Origin of the sequence: Roseibium sp. (assembly GCF_965276855.1) — a bacterium.
Lineage (GTDB): Bacteria > Pseudomonadota > Alphaproteobacteria > Rhizobiales > Stappiaceae > Roseibium.
The window spans coordinates 2875495-2894040 of sequence record NZ_OZ255700.1 but is presented as its reverse complement, the minus strand read 5'-3'; the positions used below and the strand labels follow the sequence as shown (position 1 = coordinate 2894040).

Here is an 18546-nt window from a genome sequence, read left to right as displayed (position 1 = left end):
GCCTTGGTTCGATTGCGCACCGCCTAATATTGGCGCAAAGGGATCAGCTGTCATAGGGAGACACACGCAACATCTCAGCAATCCGAAGCGCTGCGTCTTTCTGGGGCATGCGGAAAATATAGGCGGCCAATCCGACGAGGTCGCCGCCCTTGTCACCCGTCGCAAAGTCGGCCCACCGCCCGGTGGAGAGATTGACCTTGAACGATCCAGGTCGCCGATCGGTCCGGCGCGGATTGCGCGCAATCCATTCCCTACCATCCTGGTACCCACCTGGAAGCCAGCGGCGGCACAGACTGTCGGAATGTATCAACGCTGTTCTGGCAATACGGGCGAAGTCGATACTTGGAGTTACCGGCATGGTGACCGCACCTCCAGTTCGATCCGCGCAATGAGAACCCGGTCCAAACCGGGTTCCGGGTCTTTTGGAATGGCCCAGACTTCGACCGCCCCACAGCCTGACAGTGTTGCTGGGATGCTCTCCGCAGCTGGCAATTCCTTGCCACAGATCGCTTGGGCAAACTGGATGAACTGCTGAAGCGCCGGACTAAAGATGCTTAATTTGGGAGGTCTCATGTGCGGACCTCCAGAGCGCTGGTGGAAGCCGCCATACGCTCATTGATCCAGGCATTCAGATCATCCGGCCGATACCGGACCGCCCTTCCTGCCTTGACGAAAGTTGGCCCCCCACCGCGGACCCTCCAGGCCTGCAGTGTCCGAACCGAAAGGCCGAGATACTCGGCTGCCTTGGTCTCGTTCAAAAGATTGGAATTTGAGTTCTCTTGAGGTCTTTCCATAACCATCGTCTCCGTTTGGGTTCGCGATGGTTTGAGGCTCTTCGAAAAGTGCCGACTAAAATAGGTTAAGCAATTCAGATTGCTTGCCTGATTTGATTTATCAAATTGATATTCTTATCTTTTTCAGGAAATTTACCTGCTCTTTTCCAGTCTTTCGGGGCTGTGTTTTTCCAAACCTCCTTAAACTTGAGATGCGACAGATTCGGAAATCTGTCTTTCGCAAGCTCCCAGACGGTCTCCTTGTCGCAAATCTTTTCCGCTCGAAAAATGTTTCCGCCATCCAGGCACCTACCCTTGGTTCAGAGATAGGGCCGTTTCGGGTCAATTGTTCCTGCTCATTGGTGCTTAGATTGAACTCCAGGCACTCGAAGACTTGCACCAGCTTCTTTTTCCGATACCGCTTGAGCGAGTTTTCCTTCCAGTTGAACCACAGCGTTTCAGGTTGGGTAGACCAATCAGACACCAGCAATGTTACAGCGTTCCCGTTTTGGCTCCGTGCTGAAACAATGACGCGGCCATCGGAAATAAGCTTGAACATGGAAGCGAGCTTTTGCCAGACACTCCGGACAGCTTCGGCGTCCCTGTCGGGCCAGGCTGAAATAACGGTATCGTCTTCGACTTTAATTCGTGGGGCTTTGCGTTTTCGCGAGCGCCGTTCATGGGGATCGACATAGAGAGGCTGTGTCTTTCCGATTATTACCCGCCCGCTTGTCATCCAGAACGTTTGCCCCTCGACATCAAAACAGAGATTTATTCTGTAGCTTCCGTACCTGCAAAGAAACGCGTTTGGGTCGGAAATTTTCTCGGCATTTTCACGCGATACGCGTTCCAGAGCGCTTTGAACCTCTGCAGAGCTCCAAACCAAAGTCTCAAACACCTCTGAAAAGGTGAGAGCCGAGATGTTCAAAAGTTCGGACCGAAGAAAACCAGACAATTTATCGCTCAGAATTCAGATTGTTTTCCATACATTACTCGCGCATAGATTGAATATCTAGACTCTAATCCTGATTTCCATTGTCCTCGTATGCAGGCGGCAGAAGTTGCGCAGGCGCATTCACAGTGTCAGCATCAGTGGCCTGATACTTTCCCATTCCTTCCAGAATCCGCTGCCCGATAGCTTCCGACAAAAGCCGGATCGGATTGAAGTCCTGAGAGACATATCGATCGGTAACTTGAATATTGCTGTGCCTCAACAAGTGACTGATAAGAAATGCGTTTCCGCCCGCTTGAGCGGCATAGGTGCCGACCGTGTGGCGCAAATCATGAATGCGAACGTCAGGTATTTCTGCAAAATGCCGGATGCGTCGCCAGCTGCTCTCCATGACCTCGCGGGACACGTGTTCGTCCGGATCGTTGTCGCGCGGCAACACGAAATGACTGCGCCGGTTCTTGCTTAGATCGGCAAGGATATCCATCACGGCAGAGCTCACAGGGTGTGGCCTACGGCCATCACCCTTGCGGCTTGGTAGGGCAACCGTGCCGATATGAAAATCAACGTGCCGCCATTCCAGGGAAATGATTTCATTGAGGCGCGCCCCTGTCATCAGGAGCAACCGTAGCGCCTTGACTGCCATTTCGTTGACCGGCGCGCGTTTGAGTTCCGGGCTCTTTGCCACGTGCCGCGCATTCCGGCCCGTCGCCTTCACAATCCACGGCAAACCTTCGGTTTCCGCTTCGTCCAACACGACCCCCAAACGGGTCAATTCTTCGTTGGTCAAATATCTGTCGCGGGCATTCTCCTTGAATTTCTTGACACCGCGCACCGGGTTGGTCTGCTCCGCACGCCATTCCCACATTTCGGCCAGATTGAACGCCTTGCTCAAATATCCGAGCATGTGATTGGCCTTGGTCGGTGTTTTGGCAAGACCGGTATGAACCTGCAGGATGTCCTTTCGCTTTACGCTTGCAACTTTCAACGAGCCAAGCTTGGGACCAATGACCGTCTCGAACATCCATTTGACGTGTTTCAGCGTCGTTGGCCGGTTGTGCAACTCAACATACTCGGAGATGTACTTGACCATCAAGTCGTTGACGGTCGGCGCTCTCCGGAGCTTGTGACGGTCCGCCATTGGGTCTTGGCCATGTTTGGTCTCCGACAACGCCTTGATGGCCAGTTTACGCGCCTCATCCGGTGTAAGCGCCCCGTAAAGACCAAGCGTCAACCGGCGCGACCTCCCTTCAAGTGTTCGGAACTGCACGATGAAGTTTTTCTTGCCACTTGGCAGAATAACCACGCCGAATCCCTTCAGATCGCCATCCCAGAGAAAGTACTTTTTTCCGCCCGGCTTTGCCGCATCGATCCGGCGTTTGGACAACTTGGGCATTGTCTTCCGAGCTCCTGACAGCTGGCACAGCTTTCCTGTAGGCTGCAACGCATTGAAACAACGGCAACCTTCTGGAATGCTTCGCGTTTAGACGGCCTGACGACTTCTGACGGCAGATCGGGATTTATATGGAACCCTATGCCCTCAGACTTTACGCAAATGCGGCTTACCGGCCATTCTGGTAAGCACATGGTCAACAGATGTAATCAAATAGAAGCGAAATCGTCAATACGCCATCGTAGACAAAAATTCTTAATATATTGAATTATCGCATTTTATCGCAAATTACATGAAAGTATAGCACAAGTAAAATTCGGTTCCTAATCTGAGGGTCACAGGTTCGAATCCTGTCGGGATCACCAATTATTTCAATGACTTATAGCATACCAGCTTTGTGACTGTGACGATACATGGGATCTCAGCTGTAATGCGCTTCGTCTTCCCGGCGTTCAAAGTCGTAGATTTCGCCGGTTGAAGCCAGCTGGCTGATCCGTACGGGCGCGCCATCGTCACTGAGTTCAACCAAACCGATCCCCGGGGCGTTCAAAATACGGCGTCCGTGCGGTGTGCCTTCCGGCTTGCGCGGAATGATGCGCATGCCGCGGCGCTTTGTCAGCCAGTTGAGCGGTGAGCGCGGTGCAAACGCCCAGCGGTTTCCATGATCCAGAACGGCGAGCAACCGGTCCGGCCATTTGTTCTTGATGCCGCTGGAACAGACTTGCCAGATCTCCGGGTTCTGACCGGCTTGCCGGGTGCGCGACTGCCGCCCGTTGCGCAACTCCACGTCATAGACAAAGGAGTAGTGTACGTCTCCGGACAGAATGACGAAGTGTTTGGGCGTGTTCCGATGCTGAAAAATATTGAGGATCGCGCTCGCCGTGCCTGGATGGGCCATCCAGTATTCCGCATCCACCATCAGCGGCTTGCCAAGGAGCGTAAACAGTTTCTGGACGGACTCGATCAGCTTTACTCCGAAGATCGGCGCAGCCGAAACCAGCAAAACAGCATCTTTGTTCCGCAGCCGGGCCTGTAATTCCGTTGCAGCTTCCCAGTCGAGAAGGCCGGACGGAAAGTGGCTGTTGCGCTCAGAGCGCCACCTGCGGGTCCGCGTATCCAGCGCGATCAAGGGCGGATCGGTCGGCCATTCGAAATCCCACTTCTCATAATCCAGAATGTGGTCAATCGCCGCTTCATGGTCTTCGGTTCCCGGTCGTTGCAGGGCCGCCTCGAATACGGTCTTCAGATCTGCCCGAATGGTTTTCGGCCGGTTTCCCCACCCCTGATTGATGCCATAGGCAATGAGCGCATTGCCGATGACCCGCCGGGCAAGCGGATGCCCGTAAGCGGCCTCTTCCCAGGCCAGCGAGAGGTTCCAGTCGTCGGTGACATCGTGATCATCAAAAATCATGGCTGTCGGTATGTGGGCCAGCAACCGGCGAACATTGGCAAGCCCGCTGACAAATCCACCAATATCCCGGACTTCCCGGTCATACATCCGCCGGTCTTTGTCCGAGAGATCCTCTGGCGCGACACGCGCCGGTAACACATCCCAGCAGGCCGGTGACCAGACAAGCAGGTACATCGCCAGCATTTCAGCCAGGGTCATCAGGTGATTTCTGGCATGCAGGGATGTGAAGATCGGTTTTTGCGTCCCACCAAACAGGACATCGAAGACCGAGGCATTCTGATCGATTTTCGGAAGAAGCTGGTCCCGCTTGTACAAAAAGCCGCCTTGATCCCGCAGATCAGTTCCACTAGCCGGCGCCCCAGGCTCAATCCCGGGCAGGTTTTCATCGGGCAGGCCCAGGGCGTGGACCAGCGCGGTGATGGCCTGCACCATCGGACCAGCAGCATCGTCCACATAGACCTGGTCTCCACTCAGGACCAACAACTCCGGCATGGGGTGTTGCGCCTCGTTGTCGGAAATCGCCTGCTCAACAGCCCGGTCGGCAGCAACCAGTCCGTCAGCACAGGAGCTGTGCGGTTTCCTGCATGAGCCGTGCATGACCGAAGAGACTTTCTTCGGGATCCGAATGAACGGAAGTTCGCGGCCCGGATAACAAAGATCTTTCGCCCAATGCGTGTGGTCTTCCCATCTGGGCCCGTCGCCCACTGGGTTTTCTACAAAAAGGCTTAGCCGATAGGGTATCAACACCTCCTCCGGCAAGGGATCAGACAGGACGAGGTCGATCAGAAGATAACTGAGTTGGTCTCCTGCCCTTAGCCACAACAATTCTGGTGCTGCTGGGTCCAATTCGAAGATCCGCGCGTCCATCTCTGGCGGGAACAGCTCAAGTTTGACCGGGCCCTGCGCCGGAACTGCAAGCCAGATTGCCAAACGGTCTGACTGGATACGCCGGATGATGGGTCCGGCTAATACAGTGGGAAGCAAATCAGATTTCTGCGACTTCGGATCGCTCAACAACGTTCTCCAAACTGACAGCCATCCCGTTTGCAACGCGCCGGCACGTTCTACACACAAACTGGACAGTTAGGGCTGCAGGCAAGGTTTTACAAATGTCAGCGTATCTAATTAAAAACAAATGAGATTAGCTGCCCGGACTTACAAGGTGTTGCGATGGCGGACTTCTGTTGGCAGCTCAACACTTTCCGGAGACTGCCCATTTAATGCTTCGATCAGAGCGCGGGCCGCCAATTGACCCATCCGCCGATGCGGAACATGGACAGTGGTCAGCGGGACAGGCGCGACAAAGGCCAACTCGATATTGTCAAAGCCTGTAATGGCGACATCATCCGGAACCCGAAGACCCAGTTCGGCCGCGGCCCTCAAGGCGCCAACGGCCAGAACATCGTTGCCGCACATAACGGCAGTCGGCGCACCTGCGCCGGACATCAACTGGTGGAAGGCCGCCTCGCCGTTTTCGATCGAATAAGACGTCTCGACAACCTTTAAAGTATCCGGGTCAAGGCCGGCATCCCGCATTGCCGCCCAAATGCCTTCCACGCGTTCCCGTGCCCGGTCGTTTGTCGCGGTATCAGCCGATATACAGCCGAGTGTCCGGTGCCCCTTGCCAATGACGTCTGCGGCAAGCTCCTTCATGGCCTTGCGATTGTCGAAGCCAACGGACAGAAAGTCCTGCGACGGTTCCGATGCCCAGGTCAGAACCGCTGGGATTTTGCGCTTTTTCAAAAACTCGTAGATCTGCGGATCCCTCTGATACCCAATCAAGAGCAAGGCATCCGCGCCGCGGGCGGTCAGTGTCCGGATTTGCTCTTCTTCGAGATCCTGCCTGTAGGAGGAGCTGGCAACGAGAAGCGTGCAACCGTTCTTTTGTAGCTCTTCCTGAAAAGCCTGGATGCCGCGCGCAAAAATGGCGTTTTCCATCGTAGGAATGATGGCGCCAATCATGTTTGTCCGTCCGGCAGCGAGCGCGCGCGCACTGTAATTCGGCGCATAGCCAAGATGATTGACGGCGTCCATGACGGTCTTGAGCGTTTTTTCCGTGACGCGGTCCGGTGTGTTCAAACATCTGGAAACGGTTGCCGTCGACACGCCAGCTCTTGCTGCAACATCAGCAAGTGTTGGCACTGAAGTGTCAGGCGATTTTGAAATTTCTTCCATCGATCGAACCGCTCGGAAACCGGTTTGTCACATAACGTTGGACCCGCCTTACAGGGCTTATGAATTAAACAAAACCATTTTTGTGCTTGCAATGAAAAATGTAAGCGCTTACATTTTTTTCAGCCGGGAGAATTGATCGTTGGGAGGTGATCATGCTTTTAGCTTTGGCAGGCGGTCTCTTTGCCGTCTTCGTGATCAACGTGTCGATTGGTTCCTTTGGTGGAACACCGTTTTTCGGAAATGTCGGAGAAATGCTGTGTCTGTTCGCTGTCTCGGCGGCGTTCACCGCGGCTGTGCTCAAGAAGGAAGCAGACAAGTAACCGGCATCATCAGGTTCAGACAGGATTTCTTGGGAGGAAATCATGAAAAAGACGGAAGACTTGGCCTCGCATGAGCGCCGCAATTTCTTGAAGCTCAGCAGCGCTGGCGCATTCACCGCTGCGGTGGTGGCTGGTGCAGCAGGTACTCTCTGGTCCGACCAAGCTGTCGCCCAAACCGCGCAGGAGGAGCGCGAGCGGGAGCAGGCCGCCGACCACACGATGACACTGGCCACCGCCTATGTCCTCGGGGCGTCCCGCAGCTACCCGATCATGCAGCTGGACCTGAAAGAAAACATCCAGAACGCAACAAACGGCAAGGTCTACGTCAAACTCGCACCGGGCGGTCAGCTCGGCGCTGGCGGCGCACTTGCCCAAGCGGTTCAAGGCGGCACCATCCAGGCAGCCCAGCACTCCTTGTCCAACTTCGCTCCGTTCGCATCCGCAGTTGACTTGATCAACATGCCGTATTTCTGCGGCTCCAACCAGCGCTTCACCAACCTCGTGACATCCGAAGCCTGGAAGAAGGAAGTCCACCCGAAGATCGAAGCATCGGGTTTCAAGGCACTCTTCTACGTTGTGATTGATCCGCGAGTCGTCGCGGTTCGAAAGGGCGGCAACAAAGTCATCACTCCAGCTGACCTCGATGGCGTGAAGTTCCGTGTGCCGGGATCTGCCATGCTTCAGCAGTACTACCGCATGGTGGGCGCGAATCCGACACCGGTTGCCTGGGGTGAGACACCCTCCGCGATCAAGCAGGGCGTTGCCGATGCACTCGATCCATCCGTCGGCGCACTCTACGTCTTCGGCTTCAAAGACATCCTGAGCCATGTGACGTTCACCCAGGCGGTGCCGGACAGTCAGGTCTACTCCATGAACCTCGAGTGGTTTAACTCCTTGCCAGCTGATGTCCAGCAAGGCATTGAGTTTGCAGGTGAAATCACTGCTCAGCAGAACCTTGCGAAGGTCCCGGCTGCCCGCTCTTATGCGATGGCCGAACTCGCCAAGTCAGGCGTTGAGTTCCACTCGTTGACAGACGATCAGCTGGCCGAATGGAAGGCTGCAGGCGGATATCAGCGCGAGGAATGGGATCAGTTCAAGGTTGAGCTGGCCGGTTCCATGGAAGCCTTCGGCCGCCTCGAAGAAGCTGCCAATACACAAGGCCGTCTGTACGTGCACGACGCCTAAGGACGAACACTTCTGCCGGCGCCCAAAAAGCGCCGGCAGTCCACACTGTGCGCTTTCCAATTCCCTGTTCAAGCGACCACCGCGTCAGGCATGCCGTCTGATGGGAACGGTCGAGGAGTGCCAATGTCATCTGTCCTTCAAGCTGTAGACAAGAACGGCGAGCGCTGGCTGCTTCTGCTGTTCTACGTCATGCTGGTGCTGACCATGTTCATTGAAGTGGTTCGGCGCGAAGTCTTCTCTTTCTCGTCGATCTGGGGCGAGGAAATTGTCCGTTACTCCTTCATCTATCTCGCATGGATCGGGGCGGCGGCTGCGGTCAAAGAGCGTGGTCATATCCGGATCGACGTCCTGATGCAGTATGTCAGCCCCAAGGTGAAGGCTGCGCTCTACATCTTTGGCGACATTATCATGGCGATCGTGGCGGTCATTGCGTTCTATTGGTCGCTTGAAACCGTGCTTGTCTCTGCAAAGTTCGGATCGGTGACACACGGCTTGCGCATCTCGCAAGTTTGGTTCCTGAGCGCCGTGCCTCTCGGCTTCGCCCTTATCCTTTTCCGTCTCGCCCAGTCGTTCCTGCGCGACTTCCGCGACCTTCGTGATGGCAAGCCCGTCTACGAAGGCGACAAACTCTTCGACTAAAGGGGGCGGCTATGCTTTGGCAACATATGCAACCGCAAACAATTGAACTTGGTTGGGATTTCTACGGTCCGGTTCTCCTGTTCGTTCTGCTTGTCGCGCTTGCGGTACCGGTCTGGGCTGCCATCGGCGCCGCCGCGAGCCTTATGCTGGTCTGGTCCGGGGCACTTCCCCTGTCCCTGGTCGGCGAAAAGCTTTTCAGTGGCATCGATGCGTTCGCATTGACGGCGGTACCGCTGTTCATCCTGACCGGGGATGCATTGGTCCGAACCGGGCTCAGTCGAAAATTTCTCGATGTGGCAGAAGCGCTCACGCAATTCGCAAAAGGTGGCTTCGGCTCTGCCACCGTCCTTGTCTGCGGCATGTTTGCAGCCATTTCCGGCTCGGACGCGGCCGGCGCGGCAGCTGTGGGCCGCATGACCATCGACCGGCTGGTGGAAAGCGGCTACCCGCGCCCCTATGCCTGTGCCCTGGTCGCAGCCGGTGCTTGTACCGGCATTCTGATCCCGCCATCCATCGCTTACATCATCATCGGTTTGGTGCTGGGTATCTCCGCATCAACACTGTTCCTTGCAGCCGTTATTCCGGGACTTGCCATTCTGGTCTCGATCCTTGCCACCAACATCATCATGAACCGGCTCTATGGCTGGGAAGGTGGTGGCAACATCAGCATGAATGAGTATTTTTCCCGTTTGTGGGTTGCCATCAAATCGGGTTGGTATGCCTTCATCGTTCCGGTGATCATTTTCTACGGCATCTTTTCCGGCCGCTTGACCCCAACAGAAGCCGGCGCCACTGCTGTCGTTGTGACCATCGTCATGGGCTTTATCCTGGGAACGCTGCGGTTCTCGGACTTCCCGGCCATGCTGGTGAGTTCGGCCAAGGTCAATGGTGTGATCATTCCGATCATCGCCTTCTCCATCCCCCTTGCCGAGGCCCTTGCCATCATTGGTGTGCCGCAAGGTTTTGTGGCGGTCGCCACCGGCATCAGCGACGAGCCCTGGGTGCTCATCATGATGATGATCCTGGTCTTGATCGCCGCGGGCTGCGTCATGGAAACCACGCCAAACATCGTGATCCTGGCGCCAATTCTGAAACCACTCGCCGACAACATCGGCATGAACGAGATCCAGTTCTGCATCATGATGATCACTGCACTCGGTGTCGGGTTCATCACGCCACCGCTCGGTCTCAATCTGTTCGTCGTCTCCGGCCTCACAGGTGAATCGATATTGAAAATCGCCGCCCGGGCCGTTCCCTTCGTCCTCTTCATGCTCGCCGTGACCTTGCTGATTGCCTACGTGCCGGCAATCTCAACCACGCTGCTGCCTGAAATTTACAAGTAGGCTCTGCCATGACCGTTGAATATCTGAAGAAAGCAGATCTCACCTCAAAAACCGATGCGTCGGAGACCACAAAGATCGTTCAGGAGATCCTCGATACGATTGAAGCTGGTGGCGACGCCGCTGCGATGGAGTATGCCGCCAAATTCGATAAGTATGACGGCGAAATCATCCTGAGCGATGCCGAGATCGAGGCCGCAAGTGCCAAGGTCCCGGAAAAACTGAAACGCGACATCGAGTTCGCCCACGCCAACGTCAAGCGCTTTGCAGAGGCCCAGCGCGAGACCTGCCAGAACATTGAGGTTGAGGTTGTCCCGGGCCTCATCGCCGGCCAGAAAAGCATCCCGGTCAACACGGCGGGCTGCTACATCCCCGGAGGACGCTACAGCCACATCGCCAGCGCGATCATGACGGTTACGACCGCCAAGGTGGCCGGCTGCGAAAACATCGTCGCCTGTTCACCGCCGCGGCCCGGTATCGGTATCAACCCAGCGATCATTTACGCAGCTCATGTGTGCGGCGCCGACAAGATTGTTGCCATGGGTGGGGTCCAGGGTGTGGCCGCCATGACCTTCGGCCTGTTTGGTCTGCCAAAGGCCAACATCCTTGTTGGCCCCGGGAACCAGTTTGTCGCCGAAGCTAAACGGATCCTGTTCGGCCGGGTCGGGATCGACATGTTTGCAGGGCCGACCGACAGCTTGATCCTCGCCGACAAGACAGCGGATCCGGAAGTGGTTGCCGCCGATCTCGTCGGACAGGCGGAACACGGTTACAATTCACCGGTCTGGCTCGTCACCGACACACGGTCTCTGGCCGAAGAGGTTATGGCGCTGGTGCCAAAACTCATTGATGACCTGCCCGAGGTGAACAGCCAAAATGCTGCAGCCGCCTGGCGCGATTATGCCGAAGTGATCCTGTGCGATACCCGTGAGGAGATGGCGGCGACGTCTGATGCTTATGCTCCTGAACACCTGACGGTGCAGGCCGAAGATCTGGATTGGTGGCTGGACCGTTTGTCCTGCTACGGATCCTTGTTCCTCGGCGAAGAAACCACTGTTGCCTTCGGCGACAAGGCATCGGGCACCAACCATGTGTTGCCGACTTCCGGCGCCGCGTCCTATACTGGCGGCTTGTCGGTCCACAAATTCATGAAGATCGTCACCTGGCAACGGGCCACCCGCGACGGCGCCAAGCCAGTCGCCGAGGCAACGGCGCGCATTTCACGCCTCGAAGGCATGGAAGGGCACGCCCGCACCGCCGACATCCGGCTGCGAAAGTACTTCCCAGGTGAGAACTTCGACTTGAGCGCGGAGGCGGCAGAGTAAGGCCATGTCCGGTCTGTTTGACGTATCCGGAAAAGTTGCTTGCGTCACCGGGGCCAGCTCGGGTCTCGGCCGGCGCGCAGCGACGGTGCTCGCCCAGGCGGGCGCGTCCGTGGTGGGCGTTGCCCGGCGTGCGGCTGACCTTGAGAAGTGGCGGCAGGAAACCGGCGGTTCGACCGCAGCCGTCGCGGCAGATTTGAGTGATCGCGAGAGCCTTGCCCAGATTGCAGATAGCATTGCAGAACCATTTGGCCCGCCTCAAATTCTGGTCCATGCGGCTGGGATCAATACCCGCGAAGCCGCCGATGATGTGACGGATGCCGGTTGGGACATCACCATGATGCTCAACCTCACCGTACCGTTTTTTCTGAGCAAGGCCCTTGCGCCCGCCATGAAGGAAAAAGGCTGGGGCCGGATCGTCAATTTTGCCTCGCTTCAGACAACACGGGCGTTCCCGGGCGGCATTGCTTACGGAGCTTCCAAGGGCGGCATTGGCCAATTGACCCGAGCCATGGCCGAGGCCTGGTCGAAAGACGGCATCACGGCAAATGCAATTGGCCCGGGCTTTTTCCCAACCGAACTGACGGCGGCCGTCTTCGGCGATGAAGACCGGGCGCAGCGCAATGCCGCCCAGACCTGTATCGGCCGCAACGGAGCGCTCGACGACATCGACGGGCCAATCCTCTTTCTGTGCTCGGATGCGTCCCGATACGTCACAGGCCAAGTCCTGATGGTCGACGGGGGTTTCACCGCAAAATGAAAGCCCTTGTCTACACAGGCCCGGAAACGCAGGCTTACCGGGATGTTGCTGATCCGACCCCTTCGGCAAGCGAAGCCCTTATCAAGGTGGCCCACACCGGCATCTGTGGCTCCGACATGCATGCCTTTCTTGGCCATGATGAACGCCGCCCGGCACCGCTCATTCTTGGACATGAAGTTGCCGGAACCGTTGTATCGGGCCCGCTTGAAGGAAAAAGGGTGACCGTCAACCCGCTGGTCACTTGTGGGATTTGTGAGGCCTGCCAGTCTGGCCGGGACAATCTTTGCCCGGACAGGCAGATCATCTCCATGCCGCCTCGCGAAGGTGGGTTTGCGGATTACCTCGCTATGCCGGAAGGCAACCTTGTCGTGGTGCCAGACAACATCACGGATTCCCAGGCGGCACTGGCCGAACCCATTGCCTGCGGCTGGCATGCCGTGCGCCTCGCGAAACGGGCCTTGATATCAGATCCGTCAGAGGCAAAAGCGCTGGTGATTGGCGGCGGCGCCATTGGTCTTGGGGCAGCTCTATCCTTGAAGGCGCAGGGCATCACTCAAGTCCGACTGATCGAACCGAATGCGGAGCGGGCACAGTTTCTCAAGTCATCCTGCGGAATCGAGGTTTTGACCCCGGATCAAGCTGAGACGAGCGGGCATTATGACCTGATCGTCGACGGTGTCGGTTATGCCGCAACACGGGCAACGGCAACCAAACTGGCCAAGGCAGGCGGGGTCATCAGTCACATCGGGCTTGGGTCGTCTGACGGCGGTCTCGATATCCGGCGGATGACGCTGCAGGAAATCACCTTCATCGGCACCTACACCTACACCGCCGAAGACTTCCGCGAGACCGCCAAGGCCATGTTCGATGGCCGGTTGGGCACTCTCGACTGGACCGAAGTCCGGCCGTTGTCCGACGGCCTCAAAGCTTTCACCGACCTGCGCCAAGGCGCGGTCGCTGTTCCCAAAATACTACTCACACCCGATAATTGAGGAGACAATTATGTCTGAAATTCCCCATCTTCTCGTCCACGAACATGCCGACAACGTCGGTGTGGTGGTTGTGGAAGGGCTGACGGCCGGCACCGACATGCTGTGCTGTGTCACCCACGACAATTCCACTTTCCGCCTGACCGCCGGCGCGGACGTGCCGATTGGCCACAAGATCGCGCTGAAAGACCTCGCAGATGGCGATACCGCCATCAAATACGGCGAAGACATCGGCAAAATCATTGCCGACATTCCAAAGGGCGGCCACGTCCACACCCACAATTGCAAAACCAAGCGCTGGTAAGGAGCCGCCCGAAATGTCTACCAAATACTCCAATATGACGGTGAAGGCTTACCGGCGCGAAAACGGCCGGGTCGGGGTCCGCAACCACGTGCTCATTCTGCCCGTCGACGATATCTCCAACGCCGCCTGTGAAGCCGTTGCCAACAATGTCAAGGGCACGCTGGCCGTCCCCCATGCCTATGGCCGTCTGCAGTTTGGCGAAGATCTGGAACTGCATTTCCGCACCATAATCGGCACCGGCGCCAACCCCAACGTTGCCGCCGTCGTTGTCATTGGCATCGAGCCGGGCTGGACCAAACGCATTGCCGACGGTATCCGCGAAACCGGCAAGCCGGTCGCCGAGTTTTCCATTGAGCAGAAAGGGGACTTCGAGACGATCCGACAGGCATCCTGGGCTGCGAAGGAATTCGTCCATATGTCGTCCGAGTACCAGCGCGAAGAGTGCTCTATCTCCGAGCTTTGGGTCTCTACCAAATGCGGCGAGAGCGACACCACCACCGGTCTCGGATCCTGCCCGACCGTCGGCAACATGTACGACAAGCTCTTGCCGGAGGGCATCACCGGCTTCTTCGGCGAGACCTCGGAAATCACAGGAGCGGAGCACATCTGCCAGAAGCGTGCGATCAACGAGGAAGTTGGCGAGCGCTGGTACAAGATGTGGAAGGCCTATTCGGACGACGTCATCTTCGCGCACCAGACGGACGACCTTTCCGACAGCCAGCCGACCAAGGGCAACATCGAGGGCGGCCTGACCACAATTGAGGAAAAGGCCCTCGGGAACCTGGAAAAGATCGGCCGCACTTCGCAGTACATCGACATTCTTGATCCTGCCGAGGCGCCGAAGTCGGGCAATGGCCTCTACTTCATGGACTCATCGTCCGCAGCTGCGGAGTGCGTGACGCTGATGGCCGCGGGCGGGGCTGTGATCCATACCTTCCCGACCGGGCAGGGCAATGTGGTCGGTAACCCGATCGTGCCGGTGATCAAGATCACCGCCAACCCGCGCACGGTTCGCACCATGAGCGAACACGTTGACGTTGATGTGTCCGGCATTTTGCGCCGGGAAATGACCATCGATGAAGCCGGCGATGCGTTGATTGAAATGATCTGCCGCACCGCCAATGGCCGGAACACGGCTGCCGAAGCGCTGGGTCACCGGGAATTCTCGATGACCAAACTCTACCGCAGCGCTTAAAACCGACTGGTCTGGTGGCTGGAAACCAGCCACCAGATTCTCAGCCTTACGGCTAGGGCATCGCCAAGCCCTAAAATTTGCAATAAGTGTCGGCGATCTGTTGTTTTTTGAAAGCATACACACCGATGGAAGCGACTGAACGCCTCAGCCTGTGCAACGCAGAACTTTTGATCAAGTCCGCCTTCCTGGCCGTAGGTGTGCCTGACATAGCCGCGCAGTCCGTTGCGAATGCGCTTGTTGCCGCAGAAGCGGAAGGTCAAGTTGGGCACGGGTTCTCCCGCGTCGAGGACTATGCGGCACAGGTTCAATCCGGGAAAATTACAGCCGCGGCGGAAGTCATGATCCACCAGAAAGGCGCCTCAAGCCTTTTGGCCGATGCAGGCTTTGGCTTTGCCTATCCCGCACTGGACGCTGTCATTGAAAAAGGCGCCGAGATCGCGCTGGACCATGGCTGCGCAACGATGGGCATCACGCGGTCGCATCATTGCGGCGCCCTGTCAGTTCAGGTCGAAAAACTCGCCAAAAGGGGACTGATGGCGATCATGGTGGCCAATGCTCCGGCGGCGATGGCCCCGTTCGGGGCGAAGGATCCCGTTTTCGGAACCAATCCGATCGCGTTCGCCGCCCCCCGGCCGGGCAAGGATCCGCTTGTCGTGGACCTATCCCTGTCACGGGTCGCCCGCGGCAAGGTGATGAATGCGCGCAAGGCCGGAAAGGACATTCCGGAGGAATGGGCGCTCGACAAGGACGGCAACCCGACCACGAACGCCGAGGCCGCACTCGAAGGCACGATGCTGCCGATTGGCGAGGCCAAGGGCACGGCGCTGGCGCTGATGGTTGAAATTCTGGCCTCGGTCATGACGGGAGCCTCGAAAAGCACCGAAGCCTCCTCGTTCTTTTCCGCCGACGGGCCGCCTCCCGGTGTCGGCCAGTTCCTAATTGCCATGAAGCCGATGGATACAGAACATTTCGCTGCCCGCATCGACGCTCTGCTCAGCCTAATTGAAACAATGGAGGGTGCGCGCCTGCCCGGCAGCCGCCGCGCTGCCGCCATCGCCAAGGCCAGAACGGAAGGCATTGATGTACCGGCCCGCTATGTCGATGCGGTCCGAAAGCTTGCAGAAGACAATGCCTAACCCTGACCAGTGGCGAAGTCAGGCACGGCTGCAGAAGTTTCAGAAAGGGAGGATTTCGATCCGATGTACAAGCATGTCCTGATACCGGTCGCTCTTGATCATGAGACATTGATCGCCCGAAAGCTGGAAAACGCCCGTCATCTGCTGGTGGACGGCGGGCAAATCACGCTTTTGACCGTCCTTGAGAATATTCCGGGGTTCGTTTCTGAATTCGTGACCATGAAGGTCGACAATCATCTGACAACCAAAGTCGAAAACAAGCTGCGCGAGGCAACAGGCGGCGATGACAGCATTCAGTGCAAGGTCGTGAGCGGGAAGCCGGGGGTGCAGATTGCAGCCTTTGCCGAGGACAATGGTGTCGATCTCATCATCGTCGGATCGCATCACCCGACAGCACAGGACTATTTCCTCGGATCAACCGCATCGCGCGTGGTTCGTCGGGCCGGATGTTCTGTCTTTGTGGTTCGCGATTGAGGCGCCCGCTACATCCGCCCGGCACGCTGAACAGTGAACTGGTAATTGGTCACCTCCGTAAGTAACAAAAGCAAATTGCTTCGGAGATCTGTAATGCCGCGTTTCGCCCCTGCCGCTGTTGTCATTTCCGGTATCCTCGCTGCAACCGGCCAAGCTGTCGCGGCTGATCCTGCGACACAGACGGGCAGCGCCCATAATTTCAGCTTTGAACTCGCAAACGGACTATCCCTGCCGATGAAGGAATACGAGGGCAAGGTGGTCCTTGTGGTCAACACGGCAACGGCCTGCGGTTTCAGTGGCCAGTTGTCTGGACTTCAAGAGCTGCACGAGAGATACGCTGATCAAGGCCTTGTCGTGCTCGGCGTGCCATCGAACGACTTTGGCGGTCAGGAACCGCGCAAGGACGGCGAAATTGCCGCCTATTGCGAAGCGAAATACGGGGCAACCTTCCAGATGACTGCGAAGACGTCCGTGCGCGGGGAAACTGCCCACCCGTTCTATCTATGGGCCGTTGAGGAACTCGGCGCGCTTGCGCGGCCAAACTGGAACTTCCACAAATACCTTGTCGGGCCGGATGGGTCCTTGGTGTCCTGGTTTGGAACTCCGGCCAAACCGACGTCAAAGGCGGTCGTGGCCGAAATCGAGAAGCAACTCAACCAGCTACCAGCTGATCAAAGCTCCTGATCCCGGGTCATGCTTTTTCCAAACTCGCCTGACAATGCGGGTAACGGTTGAAGCGGACTTTCGCAAACATGCGGTAAAGCACGCCTGCAAGCTGGTATATTCCCGGAAGGGAAACAAACCGGCTGAGCAGTGACCATCCCGAAAATTGACGCCAAAGTGCTATAAAAGCGTCAACTTCGGTCCGCATCACCCCCTCCGCATCGCGAACATGCATGAACATCAGGGCTTCTGCCTGGGACACGCCTGTGCCTTCCAGTTGCGCAGGATCGTTGGCGATGTCGTGCCACAAGATTGGGTGCTTCGGGGTCCGCCGCTTGAAGAAATTGATTTCCTTGGAGCACAAGCCGCATTTTCCATCGTAATAGACCGAGATCACCAAACCACTCCTTGTTTCTGGCTGATCTGTCTACGAGCGGAAAAACGGGATGGATTGGGATTGGCAAAGGGCACCGCCATCTGTGCGGTTTCGTCTCAGCTGGTCTTTTTTGTGTGTTCGTAGGTGGCATCCAGACGAGACCAGAGATAATCAGCCCCGGAGATCGGCGCGTACCGGGGCGGCCTGTCTGCACTGACGCACCCCGGAAGACAGGAGACTTCGGCATCCGGGTTTGGGTCCAGGAAAAACGCGATCGAATACCGCTCCCGTCTGCTGCTGTTCACGACGCGATGCGGCGTGGACACATAGACATCATTGGTCCAGCGCATCAGGCAATCGCCAATATTGCAGATGAATGTGCCGTCGATTGTCGGGGCTTGGAGCCATTCACCGTCCCGGCGCCGGACCTCCAGTCCGCCAACCTCGTCGGGGAGCAAAATGGTGATGTTGCCATAGTCTGTATGCGTCCCGGCCCCAATTTGACCGGACGCCGCATCGGCAGGCTGGGGCGGATAGTGAAGCAGGCGTAGGGTCGCCATTGGCGCGTCTAGCTTGTCTTCGAAAAAATCAGGTGCTGCCTTCAGATCAAGCGCGATGGCCCTGTGGATCCTCCGGCCAAGCCCCCAAACAGCATTGAAGTATTTGAGAACCGTGTCCCGCCATCCCGGAATATGCGGCCATTGGTTCAGTGCCCGGAAAGGCTCTCCGGCCAAAATACGCGGATCATCCGGCGCGAGTTCAAGGCCGACATTAAATGCTTCCTTCAGATCAGCCGGTTTGGATGGATCAAGGTTTTCGCCTTCTATCGGAACATAGCCACGGTTGGTCTTGTGGAAGTCCTTTGTCAGCACCAGTTTATCGGCGTCAGGCAAAGCAAACACGGCATGGGCAGCCACATTGATCCCGGCAATCAGGTCCGCTTCAATGCCATGGTTCTTAACATAGAAGAACCCAGTCTCCCGGGCCGCCTGGCCGATCTCTCGTGCGGCTTGCTCAAGCCCGCCGGGCGCACTGTCCACCAAACCGCCCAGGTCGATGATTGGAATATGCGCATTGTCCAAGAGGAAGTCCTTTCAGGAAATCGGCATGCCGGCGGCACACCCCGTTCCCTGAACTTCCAA

21 protein-coding genes are annotated in these 18546 nt (G+C 57.1%); 12 read left to right on the top strand and 9 right to left on the bottom strand.

Annotated features, from left to right (window positions below; translation table 11 throughout):
* Window positions 1–43 precede the first annotated feature (43 nt).
* The 7 genes from ACQY4Z_RS13335 to ACQY4Z_RS13305 all read right to left on the bottom strand — a co-directional run bounded on the left by ACQY4Z_RS13335 (window position 44) and on the right by ACQY4Z_RS13305 (window position 6668).
* The gene (locus ACQY4Z_RS13335; protein WP_428521995.1) at window positions 44–358 is read right to left on the bottom strand and encodes a hypothetical protein; all 315 of its coding nucleotides are present in this window, start codon (window positions 356–358) and stop codon (window positions 44–46) included.
* The gene (locus tag ACQY4Z_RS13330) at window positions 349–573 is read right to left on the bottom strand and encodes a hypothetical protein (protein WP_428521993.1); all 225 of its coding nucleotides are present in this window, start codon (window positions 571–573) and stop codon (window positions 349–351) included. The genes ACQY4Z_RS13335 and ACQY4Z_RS13330 overlap by 10 nt, the downstream gene beginning before the upstream one ends.
* Window positions 570–794, bottom strand: coding sequence for a helix-turn-helix transcriptional regulator (locus ACQY4Z_RS13325; RefSeq protein ID WP_428521991.1), 225 nt, complete (start codon window positions 792–794; stop codon window positions 570–572). Before ACQY4Z_RS13325 ends, ACQY4Z_RS13330 begins: the two co-directional genes overlap by 4 nt.
* A 100-nt stretch (window positions 795–894) precedes the next feature.
* Complete coding sequence (locus ACQY4Z_RS13320) at window positions 895–1728, bottom strand: hypothetical protein (RefSeq protein ID WP_428521989.1); 834 nt, start codon at window positions 1726–1728, stop codon at window positions 895–897.
* A gap of 64 nt (window positions 1729–1792) precedes the next feature.
* On the bottom strand, window positions 1793–3118 hold the full coding sequence (locus tag ACQY4Z_RS13315) for a tyrosine-type recombinase/integrase (protein WP_428521987.1): 1326 nt from the start codon (window positions 3116–3118) through the stop codon (window positions 1793–1795).
* 418 nt (window positions 3119–3536) lie between these two features.
* Entirely contained in the window at window positions 3537–5540 is a 2004-nt protein-coding gene (locus ACQY4Z_RS13310) for an alkaline phosphatase family protein (protein ID WP_428521985.1), read from the bottom strand.
* Between the two features lie 141 nt (window positions 5541–5681).
* Window positions 5682–6668 carry a LacI family DNA-binding transcriptional regulator gene (locus tag ACQY4Z_RS13305; protein WP_428521983.1) on the bottom strand — a complete coding sequence of 329 codons (987 nt, stop codon included), beginning with the start codon at window positions 6666–6668 and terminating at the stop codon, window positions 5682–5684.
* A 185-nt stretch (window positions 6669–6853) separates the two neighbouring features.
* On the opposite strand from ACQY4Z_RS13305, the gene ACQY4Z_RS13300 reads away from it, so the two are divergent.
* From ACQY4Z_RS13300 to ACQY4Z_RS13245, 12 genes are all read left to right on the top strand, one after another.
* Window positions 6854–7021, top strand: a complete 168-nt coding sequence (locus ACQY4Z_RS13300) for a hypothetical protein (protein WP_428521981.1) — start codon at window positions 6854–6856, stop codon at window positions 7019–7021.
* A 42-nt stretch (window positions 7022–7063) separates the two neighbouring features.
* Window positions 7064–8206 (top strand): TRAP transporter substrate-binding protein, encoded by a 1143-nt coding sequence (locus ACQY4Z_RS13295; protein WP_428521979.1) that lies wholly within the window; start codon window positions 7064–7066, stop codon window positions 8204–8206.
* 123 nt (window positions 8207–8329) lie between these two features.
* Window positions 8330–8845, top strand: coding sequence for a TRAP transporter small permease (locus ACQY4Z_RS13290; RefSeq protein WP_428521977.1), 516 nt, complete (start codon window positions 8330–8332; stop codon window positions 8843–8845).
* An 11-nt stretch (window positions 8846–8856) separates the two neighbouring features.
* Window positions 8857–10188, top strand: a complete 1332-nt coding sequence (locus ACQY4Z_RS13285; RefSeq protein ID WP_133952539.1) for a TRAP transporter large permease — start codon at window positions 8857–8859, stop codon at window positions 10186–10188.
* 8 nt (window positions 10189–10196) lie between these two features.
* Window positions 10197–11510 (top strand): histidinol dehydrogenase, encoded by a 1314-nt coding sequence (hisD, locus tag ACQY4Z_RS13280; RefSeq protein WP_209180247.1) that lies wholly within the window; start codon window positions 10197–10199, stop codon window positions 11508–11510.
* 4 nt (window positions 11511–11514) lie between these two features.
* Window positions 11515–12267, top strand: coding sequence for an SDR family NAD(P)-dependent oxidoreductase (locus ACQY4Z_RS13275; RefSeq protein ID WP_428521974.1), 753 nt, complete (start codon window positions 11515–11517; stop codon window positions 12265–12267).
* Window positions 12264–13259: a zinc-dependent alcohol dehydrogenase gene (locus ACQY4Z_RS13270; protein ID WP_428521972.1), complete on the top strand. Its 996-nt coding sequence runs from the start codon at window positions 12264–12266 to the stop codon at window positions 13257–13259. Before ACQY4Z_RS13275 ends, ACQY4Z_RS13270 begins: the two co-directional genes overlap by 4 nt.
* 10 nt (window positions 13260–13269) lie before the next feature.
* A complete protein-coding gene (locus tag ACQY4Z_RS13265; protein WP_428521970.1) occupies window positions 13270–13560 on the top strand; it encodes a UxaA family hydrolase in 291 nt (96 codons plus the stop codon).
* A 13-nt stretch (window positions 13561–13573) separates the two neighbouring features.
* A complete protein-coding gene (locus ACQY4Z_RS13260; protein ID WP_428521968.1) occupies window positions 13574–14755 on the top strand; it encodes a UxaA family hydrolase in 1182 nt (393 codons plus the stop codon).
* A 125-nt stretch (window positions 14756–14880) separates the two neighbouring features.
* The gene (locus ACQY4Z_RS13255) at window positions 14881–15891 is read left to right on the top strand and encodes an Ldh family oxidoreductase (protein ID WP_428521966.1); all 1011 of its coding nucleotides are present in this window, start codon (window positions 14881–14883) and stop codon (window positions 15889–15891) included.
* Window positions 15892–15954: 63 nt separating this feature from the next.
* Window positions 15955–16365, top strand: coding sequence for a universal stress protein (locus ACQY4Z_RS13250; protein ID WP_428521964.1), 411 nt, complete (start codon window positions 15955–15957; stop codon window positions 16363–16365).
* Window positions 16366–16458: 93 nt separating this feature from the next.
* On the top strand, window positions 16459–17049 hold the full coding sequence (locus ACQY4Z_RS13245) for a glutathione peroxidase (protein WP_428521962.1): 591 nt from the start codon (window positions 16459–16461) through the stop codon (window positions 17047–17049).
* A gap of 7 nt (window positions 17050–17056) precedes the next feature.
* On the opposite strand, the gene ACQY4Z_RS13240 is transcribed toward ACQY4Z_RS13245, so the two are convergent.
* Together ACQY4Z_RS13240 and ACQY4Z_RS13235 are read right to left on the bottom strand one after the other, a co-directional pair.
* Complete coding sequence (locus ACQY4Z_RS13240; RefSeq protein ID WP_209002587.1) at window positions 17057–17425, bottom strand: thiol-disulfide oxidoreductase DCC family protein; 369 nt, start codon at window positions 17423–17425, stop codon at window positions 17057–17059.
* A gap of 95 nt (window positions 17426–17520) precedes the next feature.
* On the bottom strand, window positions 17521–18486 hold the full coding sequence (locus tag ACQY4Z_RS13235) for an isopenicillin N synthase family dioxygenase (protein ID WP_428521960.1): 966 nt from the start codon (window positions 18484–18486) through the stop codon (window positions 17521–17523).
* Window positions 18487–18546: the final 60 nt, after the last annotated feature.

Excerpts from the sequence above, each read along its gene's own strand:
- ACQY4Z_RS13335 (WP_428521995.1), bottom strand. The coding sequence starts at position 358 with ATGCCGGTAACTCCAAGTATCGACTTCGCCCGTATTGCCAGAACAGCG.
- ACQY4Z_RS13330 (WP_428521993.1), bottom strand. The coding sequence starts at position 573 with ATGAGACCTCCCAAATTAAGCATCTTTAGTCCGGCGCTTCAGCAGTTC.
- ACQY4Z_RS13325 (WP_428521991.1), bottom strand. The coding sequence starts at position 794 with ATGGAAAGACCTCAAGAGAACTCAAATTCCAATCTTTTGAACGAGACC.
- ACQY4Z_RS13315 (WP_428521987.1), bottom strand. The coding sequence starts at position 3,118 with ATGCCCAAGTTGTCCAAACGCCGGATCGATGCGGCAAAGCCGGGCGGA.
- ACQY4Z_RS13300 (WP_428521981.1), top strand. The coding sequence starts at position 6,854 with ATGCTTTTAGCTTTGGCAGGCGGTCTCTTTGCCGTCTTCGTGATCAAC.
- ACQY4Z_RS13295 (WP_428521979.1), top strand. The coding sequence starts at position 7,064 with ATGAAAAAGACGGAAGACTTGGCCTCGCATGAGCGCCGCAATTTCTTG.
- ACQY4Z_RS13290 (WP_428521977.1), top strand. The coding sequence starts at position 8,330 with ATGTCATCTGTCCTTCAAGCTGTAGACAAGAACGGCGAGCGCTGGCTG.
- ACQY4Z_RS13285 (WP_133952539.1), top strand. The coding sequence starts at position 8,857 with ATGCTTTGGCAACATATGCAACCGCAAACAATTGAACTTGGTTGGGAT.
- hisD (WP_209180247.1), top strand. The coding sequence starts at position 10,197 with ATGACCGTTGAATATCTGAAGAAAGCAGATCTCACCTCAAAAACCGAT.
- ACQY4Z_RS13275 (WP_428521974.1), top strand. The coding sequence starts at position 11,515 with ATGTCCGGTCTGTTTGACGTATCCGGAAAAGTTGCTTGCGTCACCGGG.
- ACQY4Z_RS13270 (WP_428521972.1), top strand. The coding sequence starts at position 12,264 with ATGAAAGCCCTTGTCTACACAGGCCCGGAAACGCAGGCTTACCGGGAT.
- ACQY4Z_RS13265 (WP_428521970.1), top strand. The coding sequence starts at position 13,270 with ATGTCTGAAATTCCCCATCTTCTCGTCCACGAACATGCCGACAACGTC.
- ACQY4Z_RS13260 (WP_428521968.1), top strand. The coding sequence starts at position 13,574 with ATGTCTACCAAATACTCCAATATGACGGTGAAGGCTTACCGGCGCGAA.
- ACQY4Z_RS13255 (WP_428521966.1), top strand. The coding sequence starts at position 14,881 with ATGGAAGCGACTGAACGCCTCAGCCTGTGCAACGCAGAACTTTTGATC.
- ACQY4Z_RS13250 (WP_428521964.1), top strand. The coding sequence starts at position 15,955 with ATGTACAAGCATGTCCTGATACCGGTCGCTCTTGATCATGAGACATTG.
- ACQY4Z_RS13245 (WP_428521962.1), top strand. The coding sequence starts at position 16,459 with ATGCCGCGTTTCGCCCCTGCCGCTGTTGTCATTTCCGGTATCCTCGCT.